This window comes from Fusicatenibacter sp., assembly GCF_977045365.1.
Map to the genome: position 1 here is coordinate 18,900 of NZ_CDRRUH010000026.1, position 19,953 is coordinate 38,852.

Here is a 19,953-nt window from a genome sequence, read left to right on the forward strand (position 1 = left end):
TGCAAGCTTTTAGTTTTTAGGTATGTTTCATCCGGTCTTTCCTTTCACTTTCTTTGTTTCCTTTTAATTGCCAAACCAGTTATAATAACAACTGCCAGAACCCCAATTCCTAAAATAATAACCAACATCTTATTTTGATGTTTCGCCGGCTGATTTGCAACATCAAGGACAATATTGGTTCCTCCTTGTGCATCGTCAGTTTCGATATAAGACGAATCAGCAACTGCGGCAACAACCGCAGCATAACTATATGCATGGAATTCTTCTTCACCATCAAGTCTATCTTGCGCTATTTCCGAACTGTCTGTAAGACACGCTGCAGCATCTTCACGTCCCGGTATCAGATACTCCACTTGCGTTTCATTTAATGCAATCCAGACCGGAAAACGAATCGGATCTACTCCTCCAACAAGTCGAAACTTATAATTGTCCCATACAATATCTGGATTTGCAGCAAGTGAAATATTTAATTGTTCTATATAGGTCGGCGTATCATCTGATTCATATCCTCTGGCTCCACTTATGTGCCATTGATCGATCGGTTGTCCATCTTCGCCATTTGCCCTTACCGCACATGCTTCATACAAATGTCCATATGCTCTAATCGGGATAATCCAAATATAATCGCTTTGTTCTAACGCGTTTTCTACTTCGGACACAGAAAGAAGTTCTGAGGTTAAAAGTGGTGTATCAATATACTCTTTTAATGCATTATCAAAATCAATATCTGATACACGGATTCCCTCCTCAACCGGATCCTCAACAGGTCCTCCATTTGTAACAGACACAATTTCATCAGCAAGTGCAACGATTTTTTCATAATCTTCAGATTCCGATAGTATTTCAAATTTAGATGCCGATACAGTAGATGCTGATATCATAATTCCAATGAAGCAAACAAATATTTTTAATATTTTCTTCATGCAATCCCCCCTATCATATTTTCTTTTACGTTTCACAATCGATCTATTTATCTCATCATACACTAATATGTTTTTTTAACAATTATCATATTTTCACAAAATCTTTATCGCAAAACTGATTGCAACTCACTGGTACCCAGCGAACTGTAACATTCGCAGCTCACGAAAAGCCTTTTTTCAGACACGCTCCAGGAGAATTAGATTTTTTGTTCAAAAGTGTAATTTTCCAGACACTTATAGCAAGACCCGAAAATAATGCAAAAAAGGCAGTGCTGCAGAGCGCGAATTGCAAGGAACAGATTTGAAGGCGTACCGGGGTACGACGAAAATCTGTGACGCAGTAATTCACGCTCTGCGGTGCTGAATTTTTTGCATTCTTTTCGGGTCTTGCTATAATCGTATATAGACAAAAAAATCAGAAGAGGTTATTATGCCAACTTACTCGACATAGCAATCTCTTCTGATTTCACTTTTTACACTTTTGTTTCTTTTTCAGCTTTTTCAAAATATATTATTCTTTACTGAATCGGCTCCTTCGCCGGTGTTCCCGCTTTTCTAGGGTACTTCTTCGGCGTCGCCTTCCCCTTCTCGATGCAGACAAACGATCGCTCGTCCTCCGTTCCCGTAAGCTGGAAATAAACCGGCTCTTTTGCCTCGCCGCCAAGCACATGAATCGCTTTTTGGGCCGCAGTAAGCTCCTCGTTTAATTTGCCCGATTTATACGAAACAAACCGTCCTCCGACCTTCACATACGGCAGACAATATTCCGAAAGAGAGCTTAAATTTGCTACTGCGCGCGATACCACGAGATCAAACTGCTCCCGGTAATCCTTCTGGCGTGCGAAATCCTCGGCTCTTCCGTGAATAGCCGTGATCTTCGAAAGGCCAAGCTGTCCGATCACCTCATTTAGGAATTTCACCCTCTTATTCAGTGAATCCAGCAATACAACTTCCACATCCGGAAACGCGATTTTCAGTGGGATTCCCGGAAAACCGGCTCCCGTTCCCACATCGAGAATGCGTCCCGCCTGTGCCACGTCACAGACCTTCACCAGCGACAGACTGTCGAGGAAATGCTTCGTGATGACCTGATCAAACTCGGTAATCGCCGTCAGATTCATAAACGAATTCCACTCCACCAGCAGCTCATAATACTGCAGAAACTGCGTTTTCTGCTCCTCGGAGAGCGTAATGCCAAGCTCCGCAAGGCCGCTCTCAAATCCCTCAAGATTATATTCTTTCATACTTTTCTCCGTCTTTTATTTATGTCCCAGATATACCAGCAGAACCGAAATATCCGCCGGGGAAACGCCCGAAATACGGGATGCCTGGCCGATGTTGATCGGGCGGTACAGGTTCAGCTTCTGTTTCGCCTCGATTCTCAGGCTCTGGATCTCGTCGTAATTGATGTTCTCCGGGATTTTCTTCTCTTCCATCTTCTTGAACTGCTCCACCTGCTTCATCTGGCGCTTGATGTAGCCGTCATACTTGATATTGATGTTGACCTGCTCCTGCACATCCTCCGGCAGCTCGGGCCGTTTCGGATCTACTTCTGCCAGCATTTTATAGTTCAGCTCCGGCCGGCGGATCAGCTCTGCAAGTGAACTTCCGCCGGAAAGCAGCGTCGAGCCATACTCTTCCAGCAGTTCGTTGATGTTCGAGCTCGTTCCCACATACGTGTTCTCCACACGTTCAATCTCTTCCTGAATCTGCTCTTCTTTCCGTTTCAGCGCCGCATACTGCTCCTCGCTGATCAGTCCCACGCGGTAGCCGTATTTGCGCAGACGCAGGTCCGCGTTGTCCTGGCGGAGCAGCAGACGGTATTCCGCGCGGCTCGTCATCATACGGTAAGGCTCATGGTTCTCTTTCGTTACGAGGTCATCGATCAGAACACCGATGTACGACTCGGAACGGTCGAGCACCAGCTCCTCTTTTCCCTGCACGCAAAGCGCCGCATTGATACCCGCGATCAGGCCCTGTGCCGCAGCTTCCTCGTATCCTGAACTGCCATTAAACTGGCCGCCGGAAAACAGATTTTTGATCGCCTTGAACTCCAGGGACGGCAGAAGCTGTCTCGGGTTGATGCAGTCGTACTCGATCGCATACGCATTTCGCACAATTTTTGCATGCTCCAGACCCGGCACGGTGTGATACATCGCAATCTGCACATCCTCCGGCAGTGAACTCGACATGCCGCCGACGTACATCTCGTTTGTATATCTTCCCTCTGGCTCCAAGAACACCTGGTGGCGGTTTTTATCGGCAAATTTTACAACTTTATCCTCTATCGAAGGACAGTACCGCGGACCAGTTCCCTCGATCATGCCGGAATACAGCGGAGACCGGCTGAGATTTTCGCGGATGATTTTGTGCGTCTCCTCGTTCGTATACGTCAGCCAGCAGGATTCCTGATCGATCTGTACACTCTCCGGATCGGTCGAGAACGAGAACGGCACAACCCGCTCATCGCCGAACTGCTCTTCCATCTTGGAGAAGTCGATGCTCCGCTTGTCGATACGCGCCGGTGTTCCGGTCTTAAAGCGCACCATCTCCACACCGTTTGCTTTCAGGGAATCCGTCAGATGCGTTGCCGCCTGCAGACCGTTCGGTCCCGTATACGTGCTCACATCACCGTAAATGCACCGCGCATTCAGGTAAACACCGGTACAGAGCACTGCAGCCTTGCAGTGGTAAATTGCACCGGAAACGGCTTTTACGCCCGTCAGAACGCCGTCTTCCACGATCAGCTCCGCAATCTCCATCTGGCGGATCGTCAGATGATCGGTGTTTTCGAGAACCTCGCGCATCGACTGGCTGTACGCACGCTTGTCTGCCTGCGCACGCAGTGAATGCACCGCCGGTCCCTTTGATTGATTCAGCATTTTCGACTGAATAAACGTCTTATCAATATTTTTACCCATCTCGCCGCCGAGCGCGTCGATCTCTTTTACGAGATGTCCCTTCGATGTGCCTCCGATGTTCGGGTTGCACGGCATCATGGCGATGCTGTCGACACTTACCGTAAATACAACCGTTTCCAGCCCCATCCGCGCTGCCGCAAGTGCTGCCTCGCATCCCGCATGGCCCGCACCGATGACGGCAATATCAATTGTTTCTTCTAAAACTGCCATTTTTCCTGTCCTTTTCTATCTAAACTCTACGAACTGTTTCGTGACTATTTGCCTGTACAGAACTTGCTGAAAATCTCATTCACGAGGTCCTCTCCCACCGCTTCACCGATGATCGAGCCAAGTTCCTCATACGCATTCATGAGGTCAATCGAGAAGAAGTCCTCCGGCATGCCCATTTCGATACTGCCTGCCGTCAGCTCCAGACTCTTTTTTGCCTCCAGAAGTGCCTGTTTATGGCGCGCATTCGTGATGTAAACCTCATCGTTGAACGAAATTTCACCCTGGAAAAACATCTTTTTCATCTGCTCCTCCAGCTCTTCCATGCCCGTCTCTTCCCGTGCCGAAATGCTGATGACCGGAGCACCTGTCTTCTGCTCCATCTCCTCTTTTTCGATCACCGCGGTCAGATCTGATTTATTCAGCAATACAATCGCCTTGCGCCCTTTCAGGATCTCCATAATTTTCGCATCATTCTCATCGAGCGGCACCGACGCATCCACCACATAGAGGATCAGATCCGCATCTTTTGCGTGTTCGAGCGCACGGTCCACGCCGATTTTCTCGACCGTGTCCGCCGTCTTGCGGATACCCGCCGTATCGAGAATCCGAAGGGAAATACCCTTCAGCACCAGATTTTCCTCGAGCACATCTCGCGTCGTTCCGGCGATATCCGTTACAATCGCTTTTTCCTCGCCGGCCAGCAGATTCAAAAGCGACGATTTTCCGGCATTCGGCTTTCCAAGAATAACCGTCTTAATGCCCTCCTGGATCATCTTACCCTCATCCGCAGATGCCAGGAGCTTTTCAACCTGCTTTTTCTGCTCCGCAACAACCACGGCCAGCCGCTCCGGGTATCCGTCCAGACTGATGTGCTCCGGGTCATCAAGCGCCGACTCGATAAACGCGATCTCATAAATCAGCTTCTCGCGAATTGCCCGGATCGCCTTTTTCACCGTTCCGCGCAGCTGGCTCTCGGAGCTTTTCAAGGCATAAGCACTCTTTGCCGAAATAACATCCATGACCGCTTCGGCCTGCGTCAGATCCATTCTTCCGTTCAGAAACGCCCGTTTCGTAAACTCACCCGGATCTGCCGCCCGCGCACCGGCATTTAAGACTGCCTCGAGCACTTTTTTCACCGCCAGCACACCGCCGTGACAGTCGATCTCGACGGTATTCTCGCCCGTATATGTTTTCGGCCCTTTCATCACCATGACAAGGACCTCATCAATCACTTCCTCCCCTTCGGTAATCCATCCATAATGAATCGTATGAGATTTGACCGCGGAAAGCTTTTTTCCTTCTTTTTTTGCACGGAATACGCGGTCCGCCACTTCGAACGCATCGTTTCCGCTGATTCTTACAATACCAATGCCCGCCGGTGCCATCGCTGTGGACACCGCAGCAATCGTATCATCCAAATGAAACCCTGCCATTGTTTCCAGTCCTTTCTAAAACCTCTCTTTTTGGGGATCCCAATATTCAGATCCACATCTCGATTCCGCTACGCTGCATCTCGATGCGGCTTCTCGCCATATGAAATTCCAGAAAAAACTGCTCATTCATGCAAGCATGATTCGCATTTTTTCTTCCCTTTCGCATGGCTCTGAATAGTTCCATTTTAACAGAAAACAAGAAAAGACGGTACCCCGTATTTTCAACAGGTACCGTCTTTTTGCATGTTTTTTACGCTTTTCTTATCGTTTCGGCGCTACAACTACGTGGCGGTATGGCTCGCTGCCCTCGCTGTAGGTCTCCACGAATTTATTTCCCTGCAGTGCAGAGTGGATGATTCTTCTCTCGTAAGGATTCATCGGCTCCAGAGAAACCGGTCTTCTGGTCTTTTTCACTTTGTAAGCGATGTTTCTTGCCAGGTTTTCCAGTGTTTCTTTTCTGCGTTTGCGGTAGTTCTCCGTATCAAGTTTGACACGAACATAATCCTCCTGCTCTTTGTTGACCACAAGGCTGGTCAGATACTGAAGGGAATCCAGTGTCTGTCCGCGTTTTCCGATCAGGATACCCATATCCTCACCGGCGAAATCAACTTCCAGAGAACCGTTCTCGGCATTGTACTCCATCTGGATCTCAACCGGGAGCTCCATGGCTTTGAATACACCGCTTAAGAACTCAAGTGCCGTTGCCTTGATCTGGGCAATTTCCTCGTCTGTTCTCTGAACAACCTCACGCTCTTCTCTGGCTTCCGAACGTCTTGCGTTTTCTGCCTGACGCGGAGCAGGTTTTCTTTCGGTTTCTTTCTTTACAGCTTCTTTTTTCGGCGCCTCTTTTACCGGTGCAGGAGCTGCCTCTTTTTTCTCTGGTTTCTGGGGTGCTTCCGGTTCTTTTTCCGGTGCGGCTTTTACAGCGGCACGGATCACAGCCGGTTTACTTCCGATTCCAAAGAATCCGGAACTGCCTTCGCTGATGACCTGGATCTCCAGTTTATCGCTGGCAGCCTGAAGCTCAATGCAGGCTTTTGTAATGGCGTCGTCCACGGTTTTTGCGGATACTTCGATAAACTCCATAAAGATTTACCCCCTATTTTTTCTTTTTGCTGTTCTTTTCATCAAACTGTTTTACCATGTTTGCTTTCGCAGCGATGCTTCCGGCGCGGTATTCCTGATTGCTGTTGTAATACTCAGTCGAAGCCTTTCTTGCTGCCTCTTTTTCCTCAGCAGACGGCTCTTCGTTCTCCTGTACCTGAATATTACGCACACTCTGCGTTGCAGCCTGTGTGATTTTCTGCGGCGGAAGGCCGGCCTTTTCTCTCTTCTTTGCCGCTTTTTCCTGGTTTTTGCGGATCACCTCATCCATGTCAATGGAGGACATATGGCGGTTGATCACAATCTGCTGTACGCTTCGAACAAGCGCACCTGCAATCCAGTAAATACCAATACCGATGGAGAATGATAAACACATAAATGCGGAGAAAACAGGCATTACCGTGTTCATGGTCTTCATGGAATTTTCCATGGAGTTTGCTGTCTGATTACCATTGTTGGAAGATGGTGCCTGCGGCATCAGCTTGTAGTTCAGCCACTGGGTAAACCATGCCAGAACCGGCACCAGAATTGCTCCTATAATCAGAAGCGCAGATCCGTTTGCCATACCCTCGCGGATGACATCCATCGGAGACTGTGTGATATTAAATCCAAGGAACATGTTGATATGTTTGGACTCCGCAGCGGTTTTTGTAATAGTATCCGCAATACCGGAAAACTCGCTGATGTCGGCCAGCTTCGTCCACTGGGACGGTTTCAGCACATAAAACATGTCCAGAAGGTTATTTTCGGTTAATGTTTCACTTACTTTACTGTACATGGTAACACGGTTATCTGTGATAAACTGTGTCAGGATGTCAGAATATCCCGATACACCCATCATCTGTGTTGTCAGTCCCTGGAATACATTGCGGACACTTCCGATATATCCCGGAATATGATAGATAACCTGGTACAGCGCAAGCAGAATCGGCATCTGAATCAGCAGTGTACTGCAGCTTCCCGTCGGGGAGACACCGTATTTCTGATAAACTGCCATGGTTTCTTCAGATTTTTTCATCTGAGAAGCCTGGTCTTTTTTGTTCTGATACTTCTTTTCAATTCTCTGCAGATCCGGCTGCATTACGCTCATCATCTTCGACATCTTCTGCTGCTTGATCTGAAGCGGCGTCAGAACGAGATAAATGATAATCGTATACAGAATAATCGCAATACCGATGTTCGGAATTCCAATTTTTTCCAGACAAAAATAAATTCCATTGATCAGCCAGCCGAGGATCTGGCATACCCACCCGATAATCGGCCACGTTGACTTACTCAGTACGATATCCAAAACGTCTTTTCCTCCTTATTTATCTACGGCACAGGGTCGTAACCTCCGTGTGAAAACGGGTTACATCTCAGTATTCTCCATAATGCCAGCAGACTTCCTTTGAAAGCACCATATTTCTGAATCGCTTCCAGCCCGTACTGCGAGCAGGTCGGCGTATAAGGGCAGTGCACCCTCTTCAGAGGAGACAGGTACTTCTGATAAAACCGGATACCTTTTATCAATACCGTCTTCATTCTTCTGTTTCCTTTAATATACGATGCAGTTTTCCCAGATGCAAAAGTGCTCCCTCTATCTCGAAATACGTACAGTTCTTTGCATTGACTCTTGCGATCACAACTACATCCATTCCACACTGAAATTCCTCTTCATGCAGACGATAACTCTCCCGGATCAGTCTCGCCAGATGGTGACGCACAACGCTGTTTCCCACCTTTTTACTTACTGAAATACCAATCCGGTTCCGTCCCAGCTGATTTTTCTTCACATACATGACCAGAAATCGGTTTGCAAACGATGTTCCCTGCTTATAAACCAGCTGAAAATCTCTGTTTTTTTTCAGGCTTTCCGAATATTTCATGAATCCATTCTTTCCTTCATGATTTGTCTAAATTTTCTTTCCATAAATAGCTTTAGATAGAAGAAAAGACCACATAAATTTTATGCGGCCTTTGGTTTTATGCTGATAATTTTTTTCTTCCTTTTAATCTTCTTGCAGCTAAAACTTTTCTTCCACCTTTTGTGCTCATTCTTGCTCTGAATCCGTGAACTTTCGCTCTGGATCTTTTTTTCGGCTGAAATGTCATTTTCATAAGATAAGGCACCTCCTTTAAATTCTAATCAATAACTGCCTGCGAGGCAGTATTTCACTACATGTATGACAGAAAACATCATTTCAATTATATTCATAAACCCCCATTTCGTCAACCCTAAAATCAATAATTTTCGCAGTTTTTTTCGGAAAAAATGCCGCTCTGACGCGGTTTTCCGGCCTGCCGCTGCCCGTGCCTTCCGTGTGCTGATTTTCGGTTTATCCACAACTTATCCACACTGTCCGCCGCACGCGTACAAATACCAGTTCGATTTTTGTGCTTTCCACACGATATCTTGTAACCGTAATCAACATTATCCACAATCTGTGGATAACCTTGTGGATAACTTTCTGTTTTGCTGTGTACAACCTGTGGGCATTTCCAATTTTTCCAGTATTTACGCCATGTATAATGTGTATATAAGTTTTCCAGACTTTACACATTTCGGTTTTTCCAGCCCTCTATCCACAATTTTATCAACATAAGATTCCCTGTTATCCACAAAATATCCTCCATTTCATCAACAGGAAAATTTTTTACACATTCTGTGGATAAAAAAATAATTATCCACATTTTTGGGTTGAATAAAACGGCATTTTATTATATCATATAGAAGTAAAAATGCGACTATTCGGGGAAAATTTCGTTTTCCAGACAGAAGTTATCCCCAAAAAGCAATGATTATAGAAGCGGAGCGACAGAAAAAGCATGGAAATCGTACAAGATAAATGGAAAGAAATACTGCAGAGAGTGCGGGACGAGCACGAATTATCTGAGATCTCCTTTACCACATGGATTGAACCACTTACGATCCATTCGGTCGAGGACAATCTGATCACGATCCTGGTTCCATCCGAAAAAATGGGCCTCGATTACGTGAGCAAAAAATATACTCTTCCTATTAAAGTGGCAATCGCGGAAATCACAGGCGTCAACTATGAGATCCGCTTTATTCTTCCGGAAGAAGTGAAACAGGAAAAAGCGCCTGCTCCCGTCCAGAAAAATCTCTATGTGCCGAACCTGAATCCAAAGTATACCTTTGATACCTTCGTGGTCGGCAGCAATAACAAATTTGCCCATGCAGCTTCTCTCGCCGTGGCCGAATCCCCGGGAGAAATCTACAATCCGCTGTTTTTATACGGTGGTGTTGGACTGGGCAAAACCCATCTGATGCACTCGATCGCACATTTCATTCTTCAGAAGAACCCGTCTTCGCGGATTCTCTACGTAACGAGTGAAGAATTTACCAATGAAGTCATCGAGGCCATCCGAAACAGCAACAACACCGCAATGACCAAATTCCGTGAGAAATACCGCAATATCGACGTACTTCTCATCGATGATGTGCAGTTTATTATAGGAAAGGAATCCACGCAGGAAGAGTTTTTCCATACCTTCAATACGCTGCACGGCGCCAACAAACAGATCATCCTTTCTTCGGATCGTCCCCCGAAAGACATGGATATCCTGGAAGACCGCATCCGTTCCCGTTTCGAATGGGGACTCCTTGCCGACATCCAGAGCCCGGATTATGAGACGCGAATCGCCATTCTCCGAAAGAAACAGGAATTAGACGGCTATTCCGTCAGCGACGATGTGATCGAATACATCGCTTCCAATATTAAATCGAACATCCGTGAGTTAGAAGGCGCTCTCAACAAAATCATTGCATACGCAAACCTTGAAAAACGTGAAATCAACATTGATCTTGCAGAGCAGGTGCTGCGCGACATCATCTCCCCGAACGAGAAGAAGGTGATCACGCCGGATTTTATCATCGACACCGTTGCAGATCACTTCGATATTACGCCGTCCGACATTGTCGGCAGCAAGCGGAGCAGCAAAATCGTATTCCCGCGCCAGATCGCAATGTATCTGTGCCGCGAAATGCTCGATGCCCCGCTGACCGGAATCGGAAAAATGATGGGCGACCGCGATCATACCACTGTCATGCACGGCATTGAGAAGATCGAAAAGGAAATGAGTGCCAAAGACAGTGTCCGCAACACGGTAGACATCTTAAAGAAGAAGATCAACCCGTCGAAATAGGCGGAGCCTTTGTAACTCTGTCAAAACGGTTAAAACCGATTTACATTTATATAAGAAGAAACTCATCGGTTGACAGGCCCTTATTTATACACAAACCGATGTGGAAAACCTGTGGATGAATTGTGGACAAATTTGGGGCCTGAAGTTATCAACATTTCATACACAGGTTCACGTTCGATTATTCACAGAGTTATACAGATCGATTTTTCCAGTATTTCCGCATTCTTGACGGGGTTTTCCACATATCCACAGCCCCTACGACTAAGACTACGGATTTTTACTATATTTTTTCTTTATAAGCAGACTCACCAAGCAGTGAGGAAAGGAGAGTTATCCACAATTATGAAATTAGTGTTTGACAAAGCAGACCTTGTAAAAAGCGTTGGTATCGCTATGAAAGCTGTCTCCGGTAAAACAACCATGCCGATTCTGGAATGCATTCTGATTGATGCATCTTCCAACGTGATCAAATTTACCTCCAACGATATGGAACTCGGAATCGAAACCATCGTCACAGGTATGATTCTGGAACGCGGTATTGTTGCTCTGGATGCAAAGATTTTTTCTGAGATCGTAAGAAAACTTCCGGATAATCAGGTTACAATAGAAACAGATGAAAATCTGGTAACCACGATTACGTGTGAAAAAGCAAAATTCAACATTCCGGGACAGTCAGGAGAAGATTTTTCCTATCTGCCGATTCTCGAAACTTCCGATTGTGTTTCCATTTCCCAGTTCACCTTAAAAGAACTGATCCGTCAGACCATTTTCTCCATTGCAGCCAATGAGAACAACAAACTGATGACCGGTGAGCTTTTTGAAATCAAAGATAACACACTTCGCGTCGTATCTCTGGACGGACACCGTATTGCGATCCGCAAAATTGAGCTGAAAGATTCGTATCCGGACCGAAAAGTCGTTGTTCCGGGAAAAACCCTGAACGAAATCAGCAAAATTCTGTCCGGCGAGATGGATGATCAGATTGATATTTACTTCTCGGAAAACCACATTATGTTCAAATTCGATGATACAATGGTCGTTTCCAGACTGATCGACGGTGAATATTTCCGCATCGACCAGATGCTTTCGAGTGATTACGAGACAAAAGTGACGATCAACAAAAAAGAATTCTTAAGCTGTATCGACCGTGCGACGCTTCTTGTCAAAGAAGGCGACAAAAAACCGATCATCATCGACATCCAGGATGGAGCGATGGAACTGCAGATCAACTCCGCGATGGGTTCCATGAAAGAAGAGATCGATATCAACAAAGAAGGCAAGGATATTATGATCGGTTTCAACCCGAAATTCCTGATCGATGCACTTCGTGTTATTGACGACGAGGAAATTTCGATTTATCTGGTCAACCCGAAGGCTCCATGTTTTATCCGGAACGAAGAAGAGAGCTATATCTATCTGATTCTGCCGGTAAACTTCAATTCCGTGAGATAAGCCACATAAGTTTGAAATCTGCCGGAACCTTTTCTGAAAGAACTTTCAGCGGTTTTACAGCCACACAGGTTGAAAACTGCGAACTTACGTGAGGAAAAGGCACGGCAGTGCAGGAGGAAAAAATGGAAATTATTACGCTGCGTGAAGATTACATCAAACTGGGCCAGGCATTAAAAGCTGCGGCTCTGGTAGAAGACGGCGTGGAAGCAAAGCTCGTCATCAAGGACGGCTGCGTGACCGTAAACGGTGAAGTAGATACCCGCCGCGGCCGCAAGCTCTATGACGGAGATGTTGTCTGCTACAATGGAAATGAGATACAAATTAAAAAATAAGGCTTAAAAACTTAAGCTGATTTTTCACGGACGAGTGCTCATGTATATCAAATCTTTAGAACTGAAGAACTATCGAAATTATGAGAGTTTATGCATAAATATCAGCCCCGGAACGAATATTCTCTACGGCGACAATGCCCAGGGAAAGACGAATATTCTCGAGGCTTTATATCTCGCGGGTACGACAAAATCGCACCGCGGCAGCAAGGACCGCGAAATCATCCAGTTTGACCGGGAGGAAGCCCATATCCGGATGATGGTGGAGCGGAACGGCAGCACGCATAAAATCGATATGCATCTGAAAAAAAATAAATCCAAGGGAATCGCCATCGATGGAGTTCCGATCCGCAAAGCGTCGGAACTTTTTGGCATTGTAAATATTGTGTTTTTCTCTCCGGAGGACCTGAATATCATCAAAAACGGTCCTGCGGAGCGCCGGCGTTTCCTGGATAGCGAAATTTGTCAATTGTCAAGACTATACATGATCGAGCTTGCCAATTATAATAAAGTGGTGGCGCAGAGAAACAAGCTGCTTAAAGAGATTTCGTTTTCCGGCAGAATGGCGGATACGCTCGAGATCTGGGATGAGCAGATGGTCCGCTATGGAACAAGCATTATTTCCGAGCGGAAAAAGTTTATCAGCCGCCTGAATGATATTTTATCCGAGATCCATCAGAATCTGACCGGAGGAAAGGAGCAGATTCTGATTACCTATGAACCGAATGTGTCCGAGAAAGCGTTTTCCGAAGAGTTAAAAGCCGGAAGAGAGCGTGATCTGCGTTTCGGACAGTCCTACACCGGGCCGCACCGGGACGATTTCTGTGTGCGGGTCAACGACATTGATATCCGTAAATACGGTTCCCAGGGGCAGCAGAGGACGGCGGCGCTTTCGCTGAAACTGGCGGAGATCCGTCTGGTCGAGGAGGAAATTCACGATACACCGGTTTTACTGCTGGATGATGTTTTGTCGGAGCTGGACGGCAGCCGGCAGAATTATCTTCTGCAGAGCATTCACAGCATACAGACACTGATTACCTGTACCGGACTGGACGAGTTTGTCGAAAATCATTTTGAGGCAAACAGCGTATTCCAGGTGGTCGAGGGATCTGTGTTTCACAAAGAAACAGGAGGAATCTAAATGAGTACAGAGAACATGGAAAAGACAGAGTATGGTGCAGACCAGATTCAGATTCTGGAGGGTCTGGAAGCCGTACGGAAGCGCCCAGGTATGTATATCGGCAGTACCTCCGCACGGGGACTTCACCATCTGGTCTATGAGATTGTCGACAACTCGGTAGACGAGGCACTGGCAGGATACTGCAAAAATATTGACGTTACGATTAACCCGGACAACTCCATCACCGTCATCGACGACGGCCGTGGTATTCCGGTCGGCATCAATCATAAGTCGGGCCTTCCGGCCGTTGAGGTTGTCTTTACGGTGCTGCACGCAGGCGGAAAGTTCGGCGGCGGAGGGTACAAGGTATCCGGCGGTCTGCACGGCGTTGGTGCATCCGTTGTAAATGCGCTGTCCAACTGGCTTGAGGTGCGCGTTTATCACGATGGAAAGGTTTACTTCCAGCGGTATGAGCGCGGAAAAACCATGAATAAGCTGGAGGTCATCGATACCTGTCCGATCGAAAAAACAGGTACCGAGGTCCGTTTCCTGCCGGATGACACGATGTTCGAGGAGACGGTTTATGATTACGACGTTTTAAAAACAAGACTCCGCGAGACCGCATTCCTGACCAAGGGACTGCGCATCGTTCTGCGCGATCTGCGCACGGATCCGGTAGTGGAAAAAGCATTCCACTACGAGGGCGGTATCAAGGAGTTTGTCAGCTACCTGAACAAGAGCAAAACGGCGCTCTACCCGGACATCATCTACTGCGAGGGAGAAAGAGACGGCGTTCTCGTTGAGGTTGCGATGCAGCACAACGATTCCTATCAGGAAAATACGTACGGTTTTGTCAATAACATTACGACGCCGGAGGGCGGTACCCATATCGTGGGCTTCCGGAATGCGCTGACGAAAACCTTTAATGAATATGCAAGAGCAAATAAACTGTTAAAAGACAGCGAACCGAACCTGACCGGAGAGGATATCCGCGAGGGTATGACGGCAATTGTCAGCATCAAAATCGAGGAGCCGCAGTTCGAGGGCCAGACAAAGCAGAAACTTGGAAACAGCGAGGCGAGAGGAGCAGTCGACAATATCGTGAGCACCCAGCTCGAGCTGTTCCTGGAGCAGAACCCGGCTGTCGCAAAAACGATCGTTGAAAAGTCCCTGCTTTCCCAGCGTGCGAGAGAGGCTGCAAGAAAAGCGCGTGACCTGACGAGAAGAAAATCCGCACTGGACGGTATGTCCCTGCCTGGAAAACTGGCAGACTGCACCGACAAGGATCCGAAAAACTGTGAGATCTTCCTGGTCGAGGGAGATTCCGCGGGCGGTTCCGCAAAATCCGCGAGAAGCCGTGCAACGCAGGCGATCCTGCCTCTGCGTGGAAAAATCCTGAACGTAGAGAAAGCACGACTGGATAAAATTTATGCCAATGCCGAGATCAAAGCGATGATTACGGCATTCGGAACCGGAATCCACGACGATTTCGATATCACCAAACTGCGCTACGACAAGATCATCATCATGACCGATGCCGATGTCGACGGCGCGCACATCGACACGCTGATGCTGACGTTCCTGTACCGCTTCATGCCGGAGCTGATCAAACAGGGCCACGTTTACCTGGCACAGCCGCCGCTGTTCAAGATTGAGAAAAACAAAAAAGTATGGTACGCATACGACGACGATCAGATGAATCAGATCCTCAATGAGATCGGACGCGGAGATAATAAGATCCAGCGTTACAAAGGACTGGGAGAGATGGATGCGGAGCAGCTCTGGGAGACCACCATGGACCCGGAACGCCGTGTTCTGCGCCGCGTTGTGTTCGATGAAGAGTATTCTTCTGAAATTGATCTTACCTTCAATACGCTCATGGGCGACAAGGTAGAACCGCGCCGTGACTTTATCGAAGAGAGAGCAAAATACGCAAACAACCTGGATATCTAAAAAGTCCTGTGAACTGAAGTGGAGGAAAAGATGGAAGATAATGTTTTTGATAAAATTCACGAGGTCGATCTGAAAGACACGATGGAGGAATCCTACATCAACTACGCGATGAGCGTAATTGCATCCCGTGCACTTCCAGACGTCCGCGATGGCTTAAAGCCGGTACAGAGACGTATTCTGTACTCCATGAGTGAGCTGAACAATACGCCGGATAAGCCGCACCGTAAGTGCGCGCGTATCGTCGGTGATACGATGGGTAAATATCACCCGCACGGCGACAGCTCTATCTACGGAGCACTCGTCAACATGGCACAGGACTGGGCAACCCGTTATCCGATGGTGGACGGCCATGGAAACTTCGGTTCCGTCGACGGCGACGGCGCTGCGGCTATGCGATACACCGAGGCACGTTTAAGCAGAATCTCGATGGAGATGCTGGCGGATATCAACAAAGACACCGTAGACTTCGCCCCGAACTTTGATGAAACCGAAAAAGAGCCTGTTGTTATGCCGGCCCGCTACCCGAACCTTCTGGTAAACGGTACTTCCGGTATCGCAGTCGGTATGGCAACGAACATCCCGCCGCACAATCTGCGCGAGGTGGTAAGTGCCATTGTAAAAATTATTGATAATATCATCGAGGAGGACCGCGACACCGATCTCGAGGAGATTCTCGGCATTGTAAAAGGCCCTGACTTCCCGACCGGAGCAGAAATCCTCGGCACCCGCGGCATCGACGAGGCTTACCGTACCGGCCGCGGTAAAATCCGTGTCCGCGCGGTATCGAACATCGAGACACTGCCGAACGGAAAGAGCGAGATCATCGTAACTGAGATCCCGTACATGGTAAACAAGGCGCGCCTGATCGAGAATATCGCCGCGCTGGTAAGAGATAAAAAGATCGACGGCATCACCGGCATTGCGGACCACTCCAACCGTGAGGGTATGCGCATCTGTATCGAACTGCGCCGCGACGCCAATGCAAACGTCATCTTAAACCAGCTGTACAAACATACCCAGATGCAGGATACCTTTGGTGTGATCATGCTTGCACTGGTAAACAATCAGCCGAAAGTCATGAACCTTCTGGAGATGCTGACGTATTATCTGCAGCACCAGGAAGAGGTTGTGACGAGAAGAACGAAATACGACCTGAACAAAGCGCAGGAGAGAAGCCATATTCTGGAAGGACTCTTAAAAGCGCTTGACCATATTGACGAAGTGATCCATATCATCCGTGCATCCGCGAATGCGGCAGAGGCGAAGAAGAACCTGATGGAACGCTTCGATCTGAGTGATGCCCAAGCCCAGGCAATCGTAGACATGCGTCTGCGCGCTCTGACCGGTCTGGAACGGGAGAAGCTCGAGAACGAGTACAAAGAGCTGATGGCGCGCATCGAGCAGTTAAAAGCCATCCTCGCAGACCGCAAGGTGCTTCTTGGCGTTATCCGCAGGGAGATTCTGAACGTATCCGAAAAATACGGCGATGACAGAAGAACTTCCATCGGCTTTGATGAGTACGATCTCTCCATGGAGGATCTGATTCCGCGCGAGAATACCGTCATCACCATGACGAAACTGGGCTATATCAAACGTATGACCGTTGACAACTTCCGCAGCCAGAACCGCGGCGGTAAGGGAATCAAGGGCATGCAGACCATCGAGGACGACTACATCGAGGAGCTTCTGATGACGACGACCCATCATTACCTGATGTTCTTTACGAATACGGGAAGAGTCTACCGTCTGAAAGCATACGAGATTCCGGAGGCGTCCAGAACCGCAAGAGGAACGGCGATTGTCAACCTTCTCCAGCTGCAGCCGGGAGAGAAGATTACCGCTGTTATTCCAATGCGCAAATATGAGAAGGGCCATTATCTGTTTATGGCAACGAAAAAGGGACTGGTGAAGAAGACGCCGCTCGAAGAGTACGAGAACGTCAGAAAAACGGGTCTTGCTGCCATTGCGCTCCGCGATGATGATGAACTGATTGAAGTTAAGACAACTGATAACGAGAAAGAGATTATTCTGGTAACGAAATTCGGCCAGTGTATCCGCTTTAAGGAAAACGATGTGCGTACGACAGGCCGTGTTTCCATGGGTGTACGCGGCATCAACCTTCTGGACGGCGATGAAGTAGTCGGCATGCAGATCTGCACGCAGGGAGACTATCTCCTTGTCGTATCCGAAAACGGCATGGGCAAACGGACGCCGATGGCAGAGTTTACCGTACAGCTCCGCGGCGGCAAGGGTGTCAAATGCTATAAGATTACCGAAAAGACCGGAAACCTGATCGGTTCCAAGGCGGTCAACGAGGATAATGAGATCATGATGATCACCACAGAGGGAATCATCATCCGTACGCCATGCTCCGGCATTTCTGTGATGGGACGGATCACATCCGGCGTTAAGCTGATGGATGTGGACGGCGAAATCAAGGTTGCCAGCATTGCAAAAGTAAGAGACAAAGAGGCGTCCGAGGAGACTCCGGTTTCGGAGAAAGAGAACGAAACGGCTTCTGAGAAAACGCAGGAATAATACAGCGTCGCAAAACGTGCCTGAGAGAAAAAAGCTCAGGCACGTTTTGCTCGTTTGGGGAAGGGAAGAAAAATATGAAACGAATTTTACTGATGGTGCTGCGGAATCTGCTTCTGGTTCCGTGGATGTGGTGCCGGCTCTGTTACCATGCAGCGCATCCGGACAAGTACAGTCTGGAAGAGCACTTTAAAATGCTGCGCTTTATTGTACAGCGGGCGAACAAAGGCGGAAACGTCATTGTGGAATCCTATGGAGCAGAAAATCTTCCGGAGCAGGACGGTTTTGTGATGTATCCGAATCACCAGGGACTGTACGATGTGCTGGCGATCGCAGGAGCGTGCTCGCGTACCTTTACAGTTGTTGCCAAAAAAGAGGTAGAGCATATTCCGTTTTTAAAACAGGTCTTTGCGTGCATCCACGCGCTGTTTATGGACCGGGAGAATCTGCGGCAGTCAATGCAGGTTATCAATGAGGCGGCCGATGCCGTAAAAGAAGGCAAAAACGTCATTCTGTTTCCGGAAGGAACGAGGAGCAGAAAGGGAAACCAGCTGCTGGAGTTTAAAAGCGGCAGCTTCAAGATTGCAGTAAAAGCAAAATGCCCGATCGTGCCGGTTGCGTTAAAAAACTGTTTTGTTCCGTTTGACTCCAATACCGTCCGTCCTGTAACGGTAGAAGTCCATTTTCTCGACCCGATCCCATACGAGGAATACCAGGGAATGAAGACAACAGAGATTGCCGAGATGGTAAAGAAGAGAATTGAAGCCGTCGTAACCGCGTAGCGGTTTCAGAAAAGAGCGTGATATGCGCTCTTTTCTGCTATTCTGGGGGCTGATTTGGGTTCTGTAAGGCATATTTTCTATAATAGTAAGAAAAAAACAAAAAATTCGAAAAAACGGGTTGACAAGAACGTAAGGTTTTTGTATAATAAACCATGCGTCACGAATGAGTGACTGCACATATCATTTTATATTTAGGCATTTGGAGAAGTACTCAAGTGGCTGAAGAGGCGCCCCTGCTAAGGGTGTAGGTCGGGTAACCGGCGCGAGGGTTCAAATCCCTCCTTCTCCGTTTAAAAGCCAAAAACAAAATGATATTTTTTGTGGAAAAAGTTCTTGACAAACAGCTTCACATCTGATAAGATAGCAGAGTTGGTGATAGGTTTGAAAAAACTAATCCAAAAAATAAATTAAAAAAGTTCTTGACAAAAGCGAATGAGTTTGATAAAATAAACGAGTTGCTGATCGAAAGAACGGCGAAGAAGTTAAAAAAACTTCAAAAAAGTTCTTGACAAACGAAAAGTTCTGTGGTAAAATAAACGAGCTGATCCGAGTCGGAGCAGCAAAGATCCTTGATAATTAAACAATGAAACACATCCTCGAAAGTTCTGAATAAGTAATTCAAAACGATCGAAAGATCCTTTAAAACAGTAAAAGGGATAAATTAGCTAGTATGTTGATTTTGAACTTGGAACAAACATTTTATCAGAGAGTTTGATCCTGGCTCAGGATGAACGCTGGCGGCGTGCTTAACACATGCAAGTCGAGCGAAGCAGTTAAGTTGATTTCTTCGGATTGATTCTTGACTGACTGAGCGGCGGACGGGTGAGTAACGCGTGGGTGACCTGCCCCATACCGGGGGATAACAGCTGGAAACGGCTGCTAATACCGCATAAGCGCACGAAGCTGCATGGCTTTGTGTGAAAAACTCCGGTGGTATGGGATGGGCCCGCGTCTGATTAGGCAGTTGGCGGGGTAACGGCCCACCAAACCGACGATCAGTAGCCGGCCTGAGAGGGCGACCGGCCACATTGGGACTGAGACA

At 47.5% G+C, this 19,953-nt stretch carries 16 protein-coding genes, 1 tRNA gene and 1 rRNA gene; 9 read left to right on the top strand and 9 right to left on the bottom strand.

Annotated elements, in window-relative coordinates:
* Positions 1-44: 44 nt before the first annotated feature.
* The 9 genes from ACY2VW_RS07455 to rpmH all read right to left on the bottom strand — a co-directional run bounded on the left by ACY2VW_RS07455 (position 45) and on the right by rpmH (position 8,691).
* Positions 45-923: a hypothetical protein gene (locus ACY2VW_RS07455; RefSeq protein WP_461877625.1), complete on the bottom strand. Its 879-nt coding sequence runs from the start codon at positions 921-923 to the stop codon at positions 45-47.
* A gap of 518 nt (positions 924-1,441) precedes the next feature.
* Entirely contained in the window at positions 1,442-2,167 is a 726-nt protein-coding gene (rsmG, locus tag ACY2VW_RS07460) for a 16S rRNA (guanine(527)-N(7))-methyltransferase RsmG (RefSeq protein ID WP_461877626.1), read from the bottom strand.
* Positions 2,168-2,182: 15 nt separating this feature from the next.
* Positions 2,183-4,054, bottom strand: coding sequence for a tRNA uridine-5-carboxymethylaminomethyl(34) synthesis enzyme MnmG (mnmG, locus tag ACY2VW_RS07465; RefSeq protein ID WP_461877627.1), 1,872 nt, complete (start codon positions 4,052-4,054; stop codon positions 2,183-2,185).
* A 44-nt stretch (positions 4,055-4,098) separates the two neighbouring features.
* The gene (mnmE, locus tag ACY2VW_RS07470) at positions 4,099-5,487 is read right to left on the bottom strand and encodes a tRNA uridine-5-carboxymethylaminomethyl(34) synthesis GTPase MnmE (protein ID WP_055225963.1); all 1,389 of its coding nucleotides are present in this window, start codon (positions 5,485-5,487) and stop codon (positions 4,099-4,101) included.
* 261 nt (positions 5,488-5,748) lie between these two features.
* On the bottom strand, positions 5,749-6,573 hold the full coding sequence (jag, locus tag ACY2VW_RS07475) for an RNA-binding cell elongation regulator Jag/EloR (protein WP_461877628.1): 825 nt from the start codon (positions 6,571-6,573) through the stop codon (positions 5,749-5,751).
* A 13-nt stretch (positions 6,574-6,586) separates the two neighbouring features.
* Positions 6,587-7,882 (bottom strand): membrane protein insertase YidC, encoded by a 1,296-nt coding sequence (yidC, locus tag ACY2VW_RS07480; RefSeq protein ID WP_461874748.1) that lies wholly within the window; start codon positions 7,880-7,882, stop codon positions 6,587-6,589.
* A 23-nt stretch (positions 7,883-7,905) separates the two neighbouring features.
* Positions 7,906-8,115, bottom strand: a complete 210-nt coding sequence (gene yidD, locus ACY2VW_RS07485) for a membrane protein insertion efficiency factor YidD (protein WP_022462271.1) — start codon at positions 8,113-8,115, stop codon at positions 7,906-7,908.
* Positions 8,112-8,459 (bottom strand): ribonuclease P protein component, encoded by a 348-nt coding sequence (gene rnpA / locus ACY2VW_RS07490; protein WP_461877629.1) that lies wholly within the window; start codon positions 8,457-8,459, stop codon positions 8,112-8,114. Before rnpA ends, yidD begins: the two co-directional genes overlap by 4 nt.
* A gap of 97 nt (positions 8,460-8,556) precedes the next feature.
* Positions 8,557-8,691: a 50S ribosomal protein L34 gene (rpmH, locus tag ACY2VW_RS07495; protein ID WP_005952426.1), complete on the bottom strand. Its 135-nt coding sequence runs from the start codon at positions 8,689-8,691 to the stop codon at positions 8,557-8,559.
* A gap of 708 nt (positions 8,692-9,399) precedes the next feature.
* On the opposite strand from rpmH, the gene dnaA reads away from it, so the two are divergent.
* From dnaA to ACY2VW_RS07540, 9 genes are all read left to right on the top strand, one after another.
* Positions 9,400-10,740, top strand: a complete 1,341-nt coding sequence (dnaA, locus tag ACY2VW_RS07500) for a chromosomal replication initiator protein DnaA (RefSeq protein ID WP_118750375.1) — start codon at positions 9,400-9,402, stop codon at positions 10,738-10,740.
* Positions 10,741-11,082: 342 nt separating this feature from the next.
* Positions 11,083-12,192, top strand: a complete 1,110-nt coding sequence (gene dnaN, locus ACY2VW_RS07505; RefSeq protein ID WP_461877630.1) for a DNA polymerase III subunit beta — start codon at positions 11,083-11,085, stop codon at positions 12,190-12,192.
* Between the two features lie 122 nt (positions 12,193-12,314).
* A complete protein-coding gene (locus ACY2VW_RS07510; RefSeq protein ID WP_055225968.1) occupies positions 12,315-12,524 on the top strand; it encodes an RNA-binding S4 domain-containing protein in 210 nt (69 codons plus the stop codon).
* A 40-nt stretch (positions 12,525-12,564) separates the two neighbouring features.
* Positions 12,565-13,662: a DNA replication/repair protein RecF gene (gene recF, locus ACY2VW_RS07515; RefSeq protein ID WP_461877631.1), complete on the top strand. Its 1,098-nt coding sequence runs from the start codon at positions 12,565-12,567 to the stop codon at positions 13,660-13,662.
* The gene (gyrB, locus tag ACY2VW_RS07520) at positions 13,663-15,594 is read left to right on the top strand and encodes a DNA topoisomerase (ATP-hydrolyzing) subunit B (RefSeq protein WP_022462277.1); all 1,932 of its coding nucleotides are present in this window, start codon (positions 13,663-13,665) and stop codon (positions 15,592-15,594) included. It abuts the gene before it with no gap.
* A 30-nt stretch (positions 15,595-15,624) separates the two neighbouring features.
* Positions 15,625-18,132, top strand: a complete 2,508-nt coding sequence (gyrA, locus tag ACY2VW_RS07525; protein WP_461877632.1) for a DNA gyrase subunit A — start codon at positions 15,625-15,627, stop codon at positions 18,130-18,132.
* Positions 18,133-18,206: 74 nt separating this feature from the next.
* Complete coding sequence (locus tag ACY2VW_RS07530) at positions 18,207-18,911, top strand: lysophospholipid acyltransferase family protein (protein ID WP_117762034.1); 705 nt, start codon at positions 18,207-18,209, stop codon at positions 18,909-18,911.
* Between the two features lie 201 nt (positions 18,912-19,112).
* Positions 19,113-19,200: transfer RNA gene (locus ACY2VW_RS07535), tRNA-Ser, on the top strand.
* Positions 19,201-19,610: 410 nt separating this feature from the next.
* A 16S ribosomal RNA gene (locus tag ACY2VW_RS07540) occupies positions 19,611-19,953 on the top strand; the annotation flags it as partial.